Annotated in this window: 14 protein-coding genes; 3 read left to right on the top strand and 11 right to left on the bottom strand. The window is 41.6% G+C overall.

Going from position 1 to position 15768, the window contains the following annotated elements; genetic code table 11:
- Positions 1-70: 70 nt before the first annotated feature.
- Both MHH50_RS07460 and MHH50_RS07455 read left to right on the top strand, forming a co-directional pair.
- On the top strand, positions 71-1477 hold the full coding sequence (locus MHH50_RS07460; RefSeq protein ID WP_312148699.1) for an MFS transporter: 1407 nt from the start codon (positions 71-73) through the stop codon (positions 1475-1477).
- Between the two features lie 344 nt (positions 1478-1821).
- The gene (locus MHH50_RS07455) at positions 1822-4494 is read left to right on the top strand and encodes a cation-translocating P-type ATPase (RefSeq protein WP_076279567.1); all 2673 of its coding nucleotides are present in this window, start codon (positions 1822-1824) and stop codon (positions 4492-4494) included.
- Between the two features lie 104 nt (positions 4495-4598).
- On the opposite strand, the gene MHH50_RS07450 is transcribed toward MHH50_RS07455, so the two are convergent.
- The 9 genes from MHH50_RS07450 to MHH50_RS07410 all read right to left on the bottom strand — a co-directional run bounded on the left by MHH50_RS07450 (position 4599) and on the right by MHH50_RS07410 (position 11943).
- Positions 4599-4808: a helix-turn-helix transcriptional regulator gene (locus MHH50_RS07450; RefSeq protein ID WP_076125269.1), complete on the bottom strand. Its 210-nt coding sequence runs from the start codon at positions 4806-4808 to the stop codon at positions 4599-4601.
- Between the two features lies 1 nt (position 4809).
- Positions 4810-5136: a DUF6442 family protein gene (locus MHH50_RS07445; protein WP_340034146.1), complete on the bottom strand. Its 327-nt coding sequence runs from the start codon at positions 5134-5136 to the stop codon at positions 4810-4812.
- Between the two features lie 130 nt (positions 5137-5266).
- Complete coding sequence (locus tag MHH50_RS07440; protein ID WP_340034145.1) at positions 5267-6355, bottom strand: nucleotidyltransferase domain-containing protein; 1089 nt, start codon at positions 6353-6355, stop codon at positions 5267-5269.
- A 167-nt stretch (positions 6356-6522) separates the two neighbouring features.
- Positions 6523-7395, bottom strand: a complete 873-nt coding sequence (locus tag MHH50_RS07435) for a YitT family protein (protein ID WP_036675789.1) — start codon at positions 7393-7395, stop codon at positions 6523-6525.
- Positions 7396-7423: 28 nt separating this feature from the next.
- The gene (locus tag MHH50_RS07430) at positions 7424-7786 is read right to left on the bottom strand and encodes a hypothetical protein (RefSeq protein ID WP_340034144.1); all 363 of its coding nucleotides are present in this window, start codon (positions 7784-7786) and stop codon (positions 7424-7426) included.
- 27 nt (positions 7787-7813) lie between these two features.
- A complete protein-coding gene (locus MHH50_RS07425; protein ID WP_340034143.1) occupies positions 7814-8728 on the bottom strand; it encodes an ectonucleotide pyrophosphatase/phosphodiesterase in 915 nt (304 codons plus the stop codon).
- Entirely contained in the window at positions 8725-9984 is a 1260-nt protein-coding gene (locus tag MHH50_RS07420; RefSeq protein ID WP_076098890.1) for an MFS transporter, read from the bottom strand. Before MHH50_RS07420 ends, MHH50_RS07425 begins: the two co-directional genes overlap by 4 nt.
- A gap of 148 nt (positions 9985-10132) precedes the next feature.
- The gene (locus MHH50_RS07415) at positions 10133-10579 is read right to left on the bottom strand and encodes a V4R domain-containing protein (protein WP_076185335.1); all 447 of its coding nucleotides are present in this window, start codon (positions 10577-10579) and stop codon (positions 10133-10135) included.
- 182 nt (positions 10580-10761) lie between these two features.
- Entirely contained in the window at positions 10762-11943 is a 1182-nt protein-coding gene (locus MHH50_RS07410; protein WP_340034142.1) for an ATP-binding protein, read from the bottom strand.
- A 291-nt stretch (positions 11944-12234) separates the two neighbouring features.
- Between MHH50_RS07410 and MHH50_RS07405 the strand changes: the two genes are divergently transcribed.
- Positions 12235-14166 (top strand): ATP-dependent DNA helicase, encoded by a 1932-nt coding sequence (locus MHH50_RS07405; RefSeq protein WP_280752635.1) that lies wholly within the window; start codon positions 12235-12237, stop codon positions 14164-14166.
- 65 nt (positions 14167-14231) lie between these two features.
- On the opposite strand, the gene MHH50_RS07400 is transcribed toward MHH50_RS07405, so the two are convergent.
- Together MHH50_RS07400 and MHH50_RS07395 are read right to left on the bottom strand one after the other, a co-directional pair.
- Positions 14232-15002 carry an ABC transporter permease gene (locus MHH50_RS07400; RefSeq protein WP_036675795.1) on the bottom strand — a complete coding sequence of 257 codons (771 nt, stop codon included), beginning with the start codon at positions 15000-15002 and terminating at the stop codon, positions 14232-14234.
- Positions 15003-15761, bottom strand: a complete 759-nt coding sequence (locus MHH50_RS07395; RefSeq protein WP_340034141.1) for an ATP-binding cassette domain-containing protein — start codon at positions 15759-15761, stop codon at positions 15003-15005.
- Between the last annotated feature and the right edge of the window lie 7 nt (positions 15762-15768).

The following is a 15768-nucleotide window of genomic DNA, read 5'->3' as shown; positions in this document are numbered from 1 at the left end:
CATAAAATGCGTTGGAATGAATAATCGATTTCAAGTACGATGACATTAATAAGCTTTAGGGGGATTTAAAATGAGTGTTCGCAACAGGTGGTTAATGATTTCAGTAGGTCTGGGGATTTTATTGAACCCTTTAAATTCTTCGATGGTGTCTGTGGCTATTCCAAGGCTGCAAAATGTATTCCAGCTTGACTATACAGGTGTTTCCTGGATTATTTTTTCTTTTTACATTGCAAGTAGCATCGCTCAACCTGTCATGGGAAAGGCCAGCGATTTATTCGGCCGGAGGAAAATATTTCTTACCGGGCTTGTCGTATCCTTCATTGCAGGTTTATTAGCTCCTTTCTCCCCAAACTTTGGCTGTCTCATCGTGTTCCGTATTGTGCAAGCCATTGGAACTAGCATGATGGTTGCCGTTGGAATGGCCATTGTGCGGATTCATATTACGGAGAAACAAGCGACCGCACTATCTGTTTTATCCATCTTCCTATCCGGCGCGGCAGCAATTGGTCCCTTTATTGGCGGGGTTATTATTCACTGGTGGGACTGGCCAGCTATCTTTTTCGTCAATATTCCATTCGTGGTCGCTAGCTTTCTATTATCTTGGAGGCATATCCCCAAGGACGAACCGTCAACAACCGTTACCCGGGGAATGTCCCTGCGCAAATGGTTTGATTTGATTGATGCGTCAGGAATCCTGCTCTTCACTGTGGGGCTGATTGCCGTGCTCCTTGGATTGCTTTCAGCAAAATCATCCGGACATATCTCATTAATACATGTCATTACCTTGCTAACAGGACTCGTTCTGCTAGGAGTATTCGTCCGGCATGAGCTAACAGCGGCATCACCCTTTATTCCTTTACGTACATTTGCCAAATACCCGGCAATGACTTGGGTTAATGTTGAATTCATGCTCGTTAATGTACTTTTTTACTCACTCTTTTTCGGGATCCCATCCTACTTGCAAATGGTACGTCATGTCAGTGAATTCCAAACAGGAATTCTCATGCTAACGCTGGGATTATGCTCACTGATTACTGCTCCAATAGCAGGACGCTGGATCGATAGATCAGGACCCCGGCCAGCATTGCTAGTGTCCGGGGTCCTGATGACATTGGGATCAGTGTGGCTTGTGACCTTAAATCAGACTTCACCAGTTATCAGTGTATGTGTGGCTTTAGCTGCATTCGGTATTAGCAACGGATTGAACAATGTCGGCCTGCAAGCAGCCTTGTTCCAAAGTTCTCCAAAAGAAATAATCGGTGTAGCCTCCGGATTATTTAATACATCGAGATACCTGGGAACCATTCTCTCTTCATTGTTAATAGGTATCATAATGGGAGGTAAGTTTAGCTTCGAGGGATTTCAAGTCCTTGGGGTTATCCTCACGGTAATTGCATTGTCTTTGGTATTCATGAGTCGGAAGCACCGTGAGTCAGGGCAATTGCAGAAATCGGCTAATTCGGGCGCTAACAAATAGGAAAGTGCAGACAAATAAGACCTGTCATCAGACGGGTCTTGTTTTGTTATTTTAATGCGTAGCCTCAGCTCTTTATGAGTTTTATTTAACTCTTCAAGGTGGGGATAAACTCGATTCATAAATAGGATAATAAATAAAGCGCCCATAGTAAACTTGTGCTCGGTGAGCCAAAAACATAATGAAGAAACCAGATTTACATATATTTTTCCGTCCAATTTCAAGCTCAAAAGACACATTTATAATGTAAAAACAGTTTCGGCAGCTCGATATTTTGAAACTTGTCCCGGCTTGAACCGTAATTTTTAAGAACAAAGACACAGCACAGCAGAGAGGAGCTATCATTAGTGGAATATTACCGCAACAATGTAGCCGACAGTTTACAGGATGTTCAGAGTTCAGCTAACGGGCTTACTTCGGCAGAAGTCGACAAACGTCTGAAAGATTATGGTTTTAACGAATTAAAAGGAAAGAAAAAAGATCCTGTTTGGAAGCTTTTTCTTGAAAACTTCAAAGACCCTATGGTAGTCGTACTGCTTATAGCCGCCATTGTCCAGATTGTTATGGGACAAGTTATGGAGTCGCTTATTATTTTCCTCGTGTTGATTCTCAATGCAGTTATAAGTGTCATCCAGACCCGTAAAGCGGAGAGTTCACTTGATGCCTTGCAGCAGATGTCAGCACCCGAGGCCAAAGTGCTGCGTGATGGAGAATTAAAAACCGTCCCGGCAAGGGAACTTGTTCGCGGTGATATCGTATGGCTGGAAGCCGGCGATTTCGTACCCGCCGATGGCCGGATTATAGAATCGGAAAGCTTAAAAATAAATGAGGGTATGCTAACCGGAGAATCCGAAGCTGTGGAAAAGCATACGAATATCATCGCGAAAGAATCTCCGCTTGGAGACCGGCGTAATATGGCGTTCAGCGGCTCACTAGTTGTATATGGCCGCGGAAGTCTGGTAGTAACGGGAACTGCACTCACTACCGAAATCGGTAAAATTGCTGAACTCATTGAAAGCGCCGAAGCCAAGCAAACGCCGCTGCAGCGCAAGCTCGAAACATTCAGCAAGCAGCTGGGGGTAGCAATTATACTCCTGTCCATTGTAATCTTTGCCATCCAGGCCGGACGTGTTTGGTTGTCGAATGATACTGTGGATACAACAGAAGCTATCCTGAATGCGTTAATGTTTGCAGTCGCTGTGGCGGTTGCTGCGATTCCCGAAGCTCTTTCCTCAATAGTAACCATTGTCCTATCCGTAGGTACTAATAAGATGGCTAAGCAACATGCGATTATTCGTAAGCTGCCCGCTGTCGAAGCCCTTGGGTCAACCAGTGTCATCTGTACAGATAAAACCGGTACCCTCACCCAGAATAAAATGACTGTTGTAGATTACTTTTTGCCAGAAGGGGACCGTGATCAATTCAATCAAGCGCCTGAAGAATGGTCTGAAGAAGCCCGGCGGCTCCTGCATATTGCTGTGCTCTGCAACGACTCTAACATTAATGAGGATGGTAAAGAGCTGGGTGATCCTACAGAGGTAGCGCTTATTGCCTTCAGCAACAGCAAGAATAAAGATTATAAGGAAATACGCGATAATTTCCCGCGCGAAGCCGAGCTACCTTTTGACTCGGATCGCAAGCTAATGACGACCTTGCATACTTTTAACGGGCAAAAAGCAATGATTACTAAAGGCGGGCCCGATGTGCTCTTTGGTCTATGCTCGCATGTACTGTTAAGTGGAAAAGAAGTACCGATGACACCAGAAGTTCTTGAACGCTTCTTCGAAGCCAATGAGGAGTTCTCCAGCAGAGCACTACGTGTACTTGCCTATGCCTACAAAACCGTACCAAATACGGTTACTGAAGTCGGATTAGAGGATGAACAAAATCTGGTGCTCGTAGGTTTGACAGCTATGATTGATCCACCTCGGGAAGCTGTCTACGGCGCGATCGCAGAGTCTCAGAAGGCTGGCATCCGAACCATCATGATTACCGGTGATCATAAGACAACCGCACAAGCGATCGGCCGCGATATCGGTCTGATGACTGAGAATGAAATTGCCGTAACCGGCCAAGAACTCGATGCCATGTCTGACAAGGAACTTGATCAAAAACTCGAACAGATCGGTGTGTACGCCCGTGTCTCCCCGGAGAACAAGATCAGAATTGTCCGCGCGTGGCAGCGGAAAGGCAAAATAACAGCCATGACCGGTGATGGTGTAAATGACGCGCCTGCTTTGAAACAAGCAGATATCGGAGTTGCCATGGGCAGTGGAACCGATGTTGCCAAAGATGCGGCTGCCATGATTTTGACCGATGATAATTTTGTATCTATTGTCAATGCTGTATCTGTGGGCAGAACGGTATTTGACAATATCAAAAAAGCGATCGCCTATTTGTTCTCAGGTAACCTGGGTGCAATTATCGCCATCCTCTTTGCCCTTATTTTCAACTGGATTAATCCTTTCACAGCGATTCAGCTTCTATTCATCAATCTGGCGAATGATTCTCTGCCCGCCATTGCTCTTGGGATGGAAAAACCTGAACCTAATGTGATGAACAGAAAACCAAGAGAGCTCAAGGAAGGAATATTCGCAGGAGGAATGATGCAGGCCATTGTCACTCGTGGTCTACTCATAGGTATAGCTGTAATCATATCCCTGTATATCGGACTTCAGGATTCGCCTGATATGGGCGTAGCTATGGCATTCACAACCCTGATCTTGTCTCGTACGTTGCAGACCTTTGCCGCCCGTTCGAACAGTCAAACTGCTATTGAAGCTGGGCTTTTCAGCAACAAATACGTCATCGGAGCCGTTCTGGTCTGCTTTGCCTTTTACGGCATTGCAGTTCTGCCAGGGGTTAGAGAAATCTTCTCGATTCCGGCTTCATTTGGAATGTCAGAGTGGCTGATTGCAGCAGGCTTAGCCCTCGGCTCCCTCATCCTAATGGAATTAACGAAGGTTGTTCGAAGAGCTTTTACACCCAAATCTGTTGAACAGAACCCTGTAAATTCCTGAGTAAGCTATAATCGACCGAAAAGACAAAACATCGATTCTCCAATGATGGAGTATCGCTGTTTTTCTGACATCTAGAGTTAAACCTAGAAAAGCTTCTATTGATTTTAATCAAAATAAAATAATTCTTCGAATTTTTTATCCAACGCAATACATAAAATCAAAGCCAATTTTGCAGTAGGGTTAAACTGTCCGGTTTCAATCGAGCTTATAGTATTTCTTGAGACACCCACCATTTCTGCCAATTGTGCTTGCGATAATTTTTGTTCTGTTCTTGCTTCGCGCAGTTTATTTTTTAAAACCAAATGTTCACTCATACTAATCACTCATTCCATAAAAGTAAATATACAAAAAATAAACACTTATAATTAATCCTAAAATGAATTTGAGTAAATCCATCTTTTTCTTAGTTACAGAATACATTCCAAGACCTTCACAGCCCAAATATCCAAAAAACATAGCTATCATAGCTTTTAATGCAAAATTTGTTTCCTGACTATGATTATATAAATTGAAGACACTCAGAATGCAAAATACAATCAACATTCCAATGAATCCGCTTTTTCCGCCTTTAGCAAATACAAATTCTTTTCCTTCGTCTCCTTTTTCATTTCGGCTTTTTTCTAATATTTCTTCCTTTTTCATAAAAATTTCTCCTTTCAAATTGAAAAGATGATGACAAGTTTTCTTGTCATCATTATTATAATACGCCAAGTTTTCTTGTCAAATAAAAAAATAGCCCACTCCAATCCAAAGATTGGTAGTGAGCTATTTTCTATACCTTCATATATTCGTTATATAATTGCTCGAAAGTATTGTATCGTTCGACTTTCCTGCCTACCTTGTTGTATTCCTCCAGATATTCATCCATGACCTTCAGAAACTCATTTTTAAAGACTTGAAGATGGTCAGAATCAAAATACTGCATGATATCAAACTTTTTGGTTCCCTTCCATTCTGTCATTTCATCAAGAAAACCTTGTATGCCCATTGCTGCTAGATACGCATACGATCTATCACCCGATTCCACACTTGCTATAATCTTATTGCGGTAATTGCACCATAACTCCTCATAAGTTCCGCCAAGATTATCATAGCTTGGGACTGGCTGCACTACAAAATCCTTATACATTTTATTATATAGATCGTTGATGTTTCTAAGGGACTTATATGCTGCACTTCTGATTTCATCGATAGTCTTCGCCTCTATCACAGCCATATATGTCTTTTCAAAATCATCAGGAACATAACGGTACGTAGCTATTTCCTCCAAATATCTTTTCATTCCCCGTTTGAAATAAGTATTGTTCAAATGAGTCAGCGTATTTAATAAATTGTATAAAACTTCGCTTGAAGCATACCTTACTGCTCTTATATCTTCAGAAAGTAATGTATTCGCATATTCCTGTTTTGCTATGTCTATACACTTTTTCGCTCTACTGATACATTCTCTCCCTATAGGCATTGCCAGAGCATCGAGTGCTCTCTGTTTATATAAATTTAGCCTTTCCAAATATTCGGGTTTTGCACAGTATAACACCTGTAAATCCACCAGACATGAAATCATTGGACTCTCGAGATTGGCTTGATCTTCTATCCTTGTTTCCCATGGCGTACAATATAGATCGTATCCAATATCATCCAAAATAAAACACGAAGATATTCCCCAGCCTTGCTCTGTGTTATTAATTATGGTTAGATCAAGATCGCTTTTTTCATGATAATCCCCAGTACTAAAAGAACCTGTAAGCCCAATAATTGCAATATCATCAGAAAAATCTCTCTTAGCCCGTTCAATGACCATGCTAATAAGCTTTTCATTTTTGATTAAGATCTTTTCTTTATGAACAGCATCCATATCCATGTCCCCTCTCCAACCTTATTAATTCTATTGTATAAGCATGTTGTTAGAGTAGGTATTCCAACTTTAATTATATTAAATCTGTACCAAGCCCTTCCTCTCCTTCAAAGAAAACAAAAAACGCGCTGGTAAGAGCATAATTAGCTTCTCTCCAACGCGATTTATAGTCATTAGTGAATATTTTTCTTTTTGAAACTGCCGCCCTTAACTTCTGCAACATCGTAGACTACTACAAAGGCATTCGGGTCAATTTCACGAATAATATCTTTTATTTTACTTTCTTCCAGACGGTTAATGACACAAGTAATTTCTTTGAATTGTTCATTGGAGTAGCCGCCATAAGCATCTGTATAAGTTGCTCCACGACCCAATCGGTCACGAATAGTCTCGACCATGATTTCCGGTTGAATGGTGATGATTTTAAACGTTTTAGAGCCACTCAAACCTTCTTCAATAATATGAATGACCTTAGAAGCAATAAAATAAGCAAGCGCTGATAGAATAGCCCCTTGTAGGCCAAATACTGTTGAAACAACAATAAAGACAAACATGTTTAGAAATAAGATTAAATCACTGGTCCCAAAAGGTAATTTTCGTGAAAGTAAGACAGCTAACATATCTATCCCATCTAATGCTCCACCATTACGTAAGGCTAAACCCATACCAAAACCGATAATAATCCCGCCAACAACGGTAATTAATAAGGTATCACCTTCTATAATCGTCGGTACATGATGCATAAGACTAGTGCCAATAGCCAGTGAAGCAATACCGATAACGGAGTAAAGAGCAAAGCTTTTACCAATTTGCTTATACCCTAGCCATACAAAAGGGATATTAATTATGCCAATTAGCAGCCCTAGCGGTAAGCCAAACAGTTCAGAGCCAACGATGCTTAGACCTGTGACACCTCCATCTGAGACGTTGTTGGGTATCAATACGGATTCTAGACCATAGGCAGCTATTAGCGCCCCAATAATAATCATGAATACTTTTGAGAATATCTTGAGTTTATTTGATTTCTGTTTTCGCGTTTCAATCATTGAATTTCTCCGTTTCACATTGCTTAATTTAGTCCATAAAAATTTCCTCTAAAGGTCTTCCGTCACCTGGATTAAAATCAATCCCTAAAATCTTTGCCATCGTGGGGGCTATATCTACCATTTCGATGTCCCCTATATGATGCCCATTTCTAATCTTTTCCCCGGAGACAACCAAGTTGCATCTATAGCCGTCTTTATCAGGAGAATAACCATGCGTGGCAAATTTAACGCCTTGTTTGTCCAAATCAACAATCGTTGGTTCATCCATACTTTCGTCGAAACAATAACCTCTCTTAGCCTCAAGCATATACTTTGTGGTTTGGCCCACATGAAAATAATCCAGTTCATCTCTAGCATACAATTTCTCTATACCTGAGGATTCATCTCTCATATTATCTCCAATAACAGCTAATGCTATTTACTCAGCTTCTTCATCGCCCTGCCGGATATGCAAGTAAGCCGCTCCACCCCCACACTGAAAGTAAGCTCTCCACTTCATTTCGCCGTTCTCTTCATAGATCAGGCCCTTTTCCTGCAAAAGGTTGTTTAAATGCACCTTGTACCTAACATTAAACTGGCCATGGTCCCCCAAAATTAAAAAAATCGTATCATCCTTTATCCCCGCTTCATCCACTGCCTGCATAATATCGCCTACCCTTTTATCCATACGTGTGATTACCTGCTTCACTTCGTCACTGTCAGTTCCATAAGCATGTTTGGCATCATCCAGATCGATCAGATGCATCATTAGAAGATTAGGTTTTTTGCGCTTAATCGTGTCTATAGCACATTTGGTCGTGAAGTCATCCAGATAGGGCTGCTCAATCCCTTTGCGGATCCGGCCATATTTCAGCTCCATATCCACGCAGTATAAGGGGCTTCCGCTTTTTAATATCTTCAGTGCCTGATTTTCGTTTTTGATGGCTCTGATTTCAGGTATATTGTATTGGATGGAGGATTTACCCGATACTGGCCATAGGATTCCGGCTGTGCTCATCTTATGCTCGCGCGCAACATCGTAAATCGTTGGCACCTTGATCGCATTTCTAAACCAGAACCAATTCTGCTCCTCTTCCTTAATAAAGGGCTGAAACGGATTGTTGTGATGGATGCCATGCTTATCCGGATATACACCGGTTGCTATGGTGGTGTGCACTACATATGTGAGCGTGGGATACACACTTTTCAATTTATGGCTATGGGCTCCGTTTTTAATTAATTCCGCTAAGTTTGGAAGCCGGCTGGCCAATGCCCAGTGGTCTTCTGAAAAGGCATCGTAAGAGATGACGATCAAATGCTTGGCCATAACGGTTTGTGCTTTAATTGACTTCATAGAATAAGCCCCTTAGGTTCGTCATGTTCAGGCTGCTCTTTAGGTAAAGTTATAAATACGAATAATCCAATAATAAAAAGTGGGATAATCGCTAAAATACTAAATTTAGCATTACCTGTTAAGGTTGTTGTTAAAGACATTACAGCAGGACCAACAATGGCCGCGAACTTGCCAAAAATATTGTAAAAACCAAAGAATTCATTGGAATTCTCCTTTGGAATGATCTTCGCATAATAAGACCTGCTGAGCGCCTGAATGCCTCCCTGAGCGGAACCAATTAGCGCACCTAGAATAAATATATGCCACACTGAAGTGATAAAAAAAGCTGCGATGCAGGAAATGATATATGTAACAATCCCCACGATGATCAAAGTCCTGGCGGAGTATTTTTTGGCGAGATTACCATACAGGATTGCACAAGGAAAAGCGATAATCTGGATAACTAATAATATCCCCAGTAAGGTAAAGGTGTCAAAAGCATCCGCACCCAGAACCGATGTGGCATAGGGCACCACCATTTTAATAATCGTATCTACCCCATCAATATAAAGAAAGTACGCAATTAAGAAAACAAATACAACTTTATGCTGTCTAACATTCCTAAAGGTGTCCCCCAGTCTTTTAAAGCTGTTGATTACAGGTCTTGGTTCAGGCTCAATATAATATCTCTGCTTCACATCTCTGATCATGGGTATGGTCAACAGCCCCCACCAAAGAGCAGTAATGATAAACCCAATCTGATAACCGATCGACTTATCCATCCCCATAAACAGAATCAATAGCAGGCTGATGCCAAATGGAATGACGCTGGCGATATATCCATAAGCAAAACCTTTTGTGGATACCTTATCCATCCTTTCATCAGTGGTTATATCCACAAGAAAAGAGTCATAAAAAATATTGGCTCCGGCAAAACCTATGACAGACAGGATGTAAAACACAATCAATAACTGCCACTGCCCGCTCGCAGGTGCAACGAATGCCAACGAAGCCGTAGCCAGCACACCGATCAAAGAGAAAAATAAGAAAAAGCGCTTTTTCTTATCCTTGTAATCTGCGATCGTGCCTAAAATCGGACTAAGGATAGCCACAAGAATACTAGCAATGGAGTTAAAGTACCCTAAATCCATGCTGCTGTTAACATTTGAAAACATGCCAAATACAATAGGCAATAATGCAGTTGTAACCGCCATCGAATAGGCTGAATTACCACAGTCATATAAAATCCATGATTTTTCCTCTTTGCTAAGTTTCATCTAACAGCCACCTTTTCACCTATTTGTAACTGTTATATCATTTCAGCATAAGAGCCATGTTAAATGAATGTTAATTACATCACAACTTCTTCATAAAAAAACGACCTTTTAAAATTGAAAGGTCGCTTACTCGCTTTTATATATGAATTTAATATTTGACGATATATTCGCAATATTCATCCCCATTAACATTACATTTTATTTCCCGGACGGAAACTCGTTTCCCACGAATTTTAGTAAGTGCTCCTTCGATAATGGCCCCCTCCAGGTCACAAACCATTTTCCCTTCCATAATAGGTAACCCTTCGCAGAAACAATCGTGTACTGCAATCGTCATCCCCTTGTCATCTTCATGGGTTATTATAGGAATCCCTATCTTCAATTGTTCGAATAACTCGAATAGTTCATTAACCGAGGTAACACCAAATTCTTCCCCAATTTTTCTTCCTATAGTCAACGTTGTACCCTTACCATTCATGGGTAACGCTTGATATAAACCAATAAGTCTAATCGTTCTGAAAAGCTCTAAAGGTACGACATTACCTAAATTTTTTCTCTTTATTTTTTTCATATCTGTAAAAGTAAATTGATCCATGCCAGTAGCCTCCAATTGCTTATGTAATATATATTTCAAATTTAATTGATATATTGAGTATAAACGTATCCAATAATTGCTTTGTGATCTTACGCACATCCTGATTTTTTGTAGAACCATAACAAAAAAAGCAACTTCCCTGTTGGCAAGTCACTCCTTCATTCATTAGCTGCAGCAGCATCTCAAATATGATAATCATAAACCCAAGGCAAAATAACCCTCACGCTAGTTCCAACCTGAACCTCTGAATCTACCTTAATATGCCCCCCATACATTTCAATTAATTGTTTACAAATCGATAATCCAATCCCTGTTCCTTTTTGCTTGGTAGTAAAGAAAGGGTCAAATATCCGTTTTAATTTATCCTGTGGAATTCCTTCTCCGTTGTCTTTAAAGAGTAGAATAATTTCGTTTGTCTCAGCAGCTGTGGTAACAGAAATATCTATTCTGCCTCTAAAAGCTGTGAAGGAATCGATACTATTTTTCAAAATATTAAGAATTACCTGCTCTAGCTGAGAGGCGCTTCCAAACGTTAGTACTTTTTCTAAAGAGCACTCTACTGAAAGTTTAATATCATCACTAAGTATGAGTTGATTCACAATGTTATTAACTCTATGTATAACCTCCATAACGTTAAATACTACGCCGTTATTTTTCGTACTGTCACCTTTTCGAGCCAGTATTAGAAAATCCGTTACTAATCCATTCAGAGCATCAATCTCTTTGATGGTGATATCCAGATATGCACGCAATTCATCCGCTTTGATCTCCGGCTCATTTAGCCTGATATTTACAAGCTGAGCAAAACCTTTAATCGAAGCTAGCGGATTTCTTATTTCATGCGCCATTCCTGCTGCCATTTGTCCCATAACAGCAATTTTTTGTTCATGTAAATTGTCAATCTGTTGATTTTTATTAGACAAATAACCTTGTGCAAAGCCAGTAAAACGGGTCCAGTTGCATTCCATTAAACGATTATAAAAAAACAATCGGATCGCGGAATCATCTACAAACTCTTCAATGATCTTAAACATAATATTCTGAGCGGTTAAATTTAAATCCTTGCTCATATCAAGTAAAATATCAAAATGATCACCGAATATTTCTGCAGTATAAACCCCTTGCTCAGCCCCCTCTTTTTCTAGCAGGTTTAAGTATTGATCGTAACCAAAAGAATCAAAAAACAAGGCTTCTACCATACTCATTAATATCGTACTGAATGATGAATCTAACAATTCCTTATGCGTCTCTACAAACCAGGAGAATTCGATGTTTTTCATAGTCATGGAATGATAATGCCTGTTTAAAATGATTGGAACTGCTAAGATTAATGACGAACGCAATTCATTTTCTTTGTATGACATTGTCATCCTCCTTCTTTGTAGTTTGTATTCAAGATATGTGTATATTTTCCTGCTTCAAAAACACAGTAATTCACTTTGTTTTAATCATCATATTATATTCTGGACTTGACTGTTAGAGTGGCATCGAAGATAATTACAACCTCACCAAAAAACCAAAAAAACTATAATTAGGAAGATCATTGATTTTGAAAAGGGGCGGTCGTCATTAGCTGGTTAAGTGATCTCTACAATTTACAGAAGCAGGAGCTAAAGAAGGACATCGAGCCCTCTTTAGTCAATGCTATCTTTCGCATGTATGATAAATTTCCCAGGATTGGACTTAAAGAGCGGATCGGCCAGCAGGATATGTCTCTAGATATCGCTGATGCCTATATTAATGGTCGTAACGCGATGATTGAAGCTGGAGTCGGCATCGGCAAGTCCTTTGCCTACCTCATTCCCAGCCTGCTTATTAACCAAATCTCAAGGCAACCGGTTATTATTGCGACATCCTCCATACAACTTTCAGAACAAATACATAAAGATCTGAGATTCATCGGAAGTCGGCTCGGATTTACAAGGGTACGTTCGGTAGTTGGAAAAGGCATGGGGCAGTATGCTTGCCGGTATAGGGCAGCAGATCTGTTCCAAGCGGATGATTCAAACGCCCCTCTGTCTGCGCTTGCTCAACAGATTGTCAATTATGAAATTGATGAGCGGGCAGATATTAAGGGCGGGGTTAGTGATGCAGTATGGTCTAACGTTTGTGTGAATGATTGCAAATTTGAACGTTGCCATTATAAAAGTACATGTACGTTTTATGAGATGAGAGCTAAAATTAATGCCAACGCGAGCGATATGGATTTTATTATCGTAAACCAGGATCTGCTCATCCGTGATTTAATCAAGAAAAAGGAAGGAACGAAGGGGTTAATCACTGAACGGCCGGCTCTGATCGTAATTGATGAAGCTCATAATCTGGAAGCAAAGGTTAGAGATGCAAGAACGGTCGAATTTACATACCGGGGAACCTGCCGTATTCTGGATGACGCCTTACAGATTCTCTTCAAGCAATCTGCCGATACGGAGCTTATGCCGCAATTTAAATTTATAAAAAGATGCGTTGGCCATATTTTCAAACAAGTTGAGGCAGACTTACTGCAAACAGCCAAGCAGGACAATGACCGTATAAAAATATCGCAGATCACAGGAATCCCCTTAAAACGAGCAGCACAGGTTTTAAAAGATTTTAATCTCAGCCTTTCCGTCTTAACTTCACGGCATGAGCGGGAGATTGACAATATTTTCGAAGCCATGAACGGACTTATCGACCTCTTTGATGTACTCGACGGAGTAGAGGATAACTATCTGATCTGGGCAAGCAATACCCAGCGGGAGAGTACCCTTAGTATCTGCCCTAAAGGGATAAGCCAGTTTCTGAAATATACCTTATTTAACGGGAAAACCTCTGTTATTTTAACGTCAGCAACGATGTGTCAAAGCGGAGAAACGCTGGAGGAACAATACGCTTATCTCACTGAGTCCCTCGGTTACAGGGGAGATTATATGGAGCGCCAAGCTTCACCGTTTGATTATGACAACCACACCATGCTGTATATTGCCAAGGACATCCCCTACTATAACCATCAGCGGCGGGAAGATTATCTTGAAGCGGCATACAAGGAAATGATGAGGCTCTGTAATTTAACAGACGGGCGGACATTGGTTCTTTTTTCAGCTAAAGAGGATATGAAGTATATTCATAAGAAATTAAACTCTGAGAATCTGGCATGGGCATTACATGTTCAAAGGGAAGGTTCGTCCCAGGACGGGGTGATCGCTGACTTTCGGGGCAGTAAAGGCGTACTACTTAGTACCGGTGTATTCTGGGAAGGTGTGAATATCGAAGGTTCCGATTTGTCGCAGTTAATCATTTTCCGTCTGCCTTTCCCTGTTCCTGCCGATCCTGTCTATGAATATAAGACTTCGATGGCAAAGAATCCCTTGAAAGAGGTTTTTGTACCGGACATGCTGCTTCGGTTAAGACAAGGAACCGGGCGCCTGATCCGCAGTGAAACTGATCTGGGTGTACTCAGCATACTCGATTCCCGCCTGTCCATTGCCGCCAAAAAGGATTACCGGGATCAGGTACTGGAAGCCTTACCTTTTAAAAAGGTTACTGAGGATTTCAAGGTTCTGGAGAAGTTTGTGAAAGAAAAAGGGATACAGCTTAGCGATACGTAGAGAGATGAAAAAAAGCAACCCATCCGCAGACAAGTCGCTTCTAAACCCTATAACGTTATCTGCAATTAAACTACTTTATGTTTGTATACCCGCATCGCTATTAAATAAGCAACTACTAGAATGGCTATGCACCATATGATGGCTCCCCAAATATCATTGCCAACAGGCTGCCCCATCAGGAGGGAGCGAACCGCCTCTACTATAGATGTAACGGGTTGGTTTTCAGCAAAGGCGCGAACGACTGGCGGCATCGATTCGGTAGGCACAAAGGCCGAGCTGATGAAAGGAAGGAAAATAATCGGGTAGGAAAAAGCAGTCGCGCCGTCCACCGATTTTGCGGATAGTCCAGCAATTGCTGCGACCCAAGTTAGAGCCAGCGTAAACAATATCAGGATGCCGGCAACCGCCAGCCATGATAGCACTCCTGCCGATGAACGAAACCCCATAATCAATGCAACAAGAATGATGACGCTAACTGAAATCGCATTGGAAATCAGGGAGGTCAGCACATGTCCCCACAGCATGGTAGAACGTGCAATCGGCATAGAATGGAATCTCTGAAAAATCCCTTTTTGCACATCATTAAACAGGCGGTAAGCCGTATAAGTTACACCACTTGCAATAGCGATCAGTATGATCCCGGGCAATAAATAATTCACATAGTTATCCGTACCCGCCTGGATGGCCCCACCGAACACGTAAACAAACAACAGCATAAATGCAATTGGCATGATAGTTACCGTGATGATGGTATCCATACTGCGGAGAATATGGCGCATAGAGCGTCCGAGCATTACACTCATGTCACTGAAAAAGTGCTTCTTAATCATTTCCATTTACTTTCCCTCCTTTTTGCCGATGATTGCGAGGAATATTTCCTCCAGCGTCGGCTGCTTTTCAATGTACTCAACTTTTGCGGGCGGAAAACGCTTTTTTAGTTCTTCGAGTGTACCGTTCGCAATAATTTTACCTTCATGTAGAATGGCGATTTGATCAGCAAGCTGCTCTGCCTCTTCCAAATACTGCGTCGTCAAAAAGACAGTCGTACCGCCGTCGGCAAGCTCCTTAACCATCTTCCATACATCCATCCTTGCCTCAGGATCAAGTCCAGTGGTTGGTTCGTCAAGGAAAATAATCTGCGGTTTTCCAACAAGACTCATCGCGAGATCTAATCTCCGGCGCATCCCGCCTGAATAAGTGGATACCTTGCGATCCGCGGCAGCGGTCAAAGTGAAGCGTTCCAGCAGATCGTCCGCAACTTGACGCGGATGCTTCTCATGGCGGAGCCTCGCAATCATGATCAGATTTTCCCGGCCGGTCAGAATCTCATCCACGGCAGCAAATTGACCCGTCAGGCTGATGGACTGGCGTACATAATCAGGCTTTGTGGCGACATCAAATCCGTTCACTGCAGCAGTCCCGCCATCTTGATTCAGCAAAGTGGTGAGGATTTTGACAATGGTGGTCTTGCCTGCACCATTGGAGCCCAGCAGAGCAAAAACGCTGCCCTGCTCCACTTCAAAATCCACCCCCTTTAAAACTTGAAGCTGTCTGTAGGACTTTTCTAACCCAACCACTTTAATGGACTTGTTCATTGCATTC

The sequence above is a fragment of the Paenibacillus sp. FSL H3-0302 genome, from assembly GCF_037982245.1.
Lineage (GTDB): Bacteria > Bacillota > Bacilli > Paenibacillales > Paenibacillaceae > Paenibacillus_AQ > Paenibacillus_AQ odorifer.
Note: the sequence above shows the minus strand (reverse complement) of the source record. Positions and strands in the feature narration are given on the sequence as shown.

What these genes read in the sequence shown, in the direction of transcription:
- MHH50_RS07460 (WP_312148699.1), top strand. Translation starts at nt 71, where the DNA reads ATGAGTGTTCGCAACAGGTGGTTAATGATTTCAGTAGGTCTGGGGATT.
- MHH50_RS07450 (WP_076125269.1), bottom strand. Translation starts at nt 4,808, where the DNA reads ATGAGTGAACATTTGGTTTTAAAAAATAAACTGCGCGAAGCAAGAACA.
- MHH50_RS07445 (WP_340034146.1), bottom strand. Translation starts at nt 5,136, where the DNA reads ATGAAAAAGGAAGAAATATTAGAAAAAAGCCGAAATGAAAAAGGAGAC.
- MHH50_RS07440 (WP_340034145.1), bottom strand. Translation starts at nt 6,355, where the DNA reads ATGGATATGGATGCTGTTCATAAAGAAAAGATCTTAATCAAAAATGAA.
- MHH50_RS07435 (WP_036675789.1), bottom strand. Translation starts at nt 7,395, where the DNA reads ATGATTGAAACGCGAAAACAGAAATCAAATAAACTCAAGATATTCTCA.
- MHH50_RS07430 (WP_340034144.1), bottom strand. Translation starts at nt 7,786, where the DNA reads ATGAGAGATGAATCCTCAGGTATAGAGAAATTGTATGCTAGAGATGAA.
- MHH50_RS07425 (WP_340034143.1), bottom strand. Translation starts at nt 8,728, where the DNA reads ATGAAGTCAATTAAAGCACAAACCGTTATGGCCAAGCATTTGATCGTC.
- MHH50_RS07420 (WP_076098890.1), bottom strand. Translation starts at nt 9,984, where the DNA reads ATGAAACTTAGCAAAGAGGAAAAATCATGGATTTTATATGACTGTGGT.
- MHH50_RS07415 (WP_076185335.1), bottom strand. Translation starts at nt 10,579, where the DNA reads ATGGATCAATTTACTTTTACAGATATGAAAAAAATAAAGAGAAAAAAT.
- MHH50_RS07410 (WP_340034142.1), bottom strand. Translation starts at nt 11,943, where the DNA reads ATGTCATACAAAGAAAATGAATTGCGTTCGTCATTAATCTTAGCAGTT.
- MHH50_RS07405 (WP_280752635.1), top strand. Translation starts at nt 12,235, where the DNA reads ATGTATGATAAATTTCCCAGGATTGGACTTAAAGAGCGGATCGGCCAG.
- MHH50_RS07400 (WP_036675795.1), bottom strand. Translation starts at nt 15,002, where the DNA reads ATGGAAATGATTAAGAAGCACTTTTTCAGTGACATGAGTGTAATGCTC.
- MHH50_RS07395 (WP_340034141.1), bottom strand. Translation starts at nt 15,761, where the DNA reads ATGAACAAGTCCATTAAAGTGGTTGGGTTAGAAAAGTCCTACAGACAG.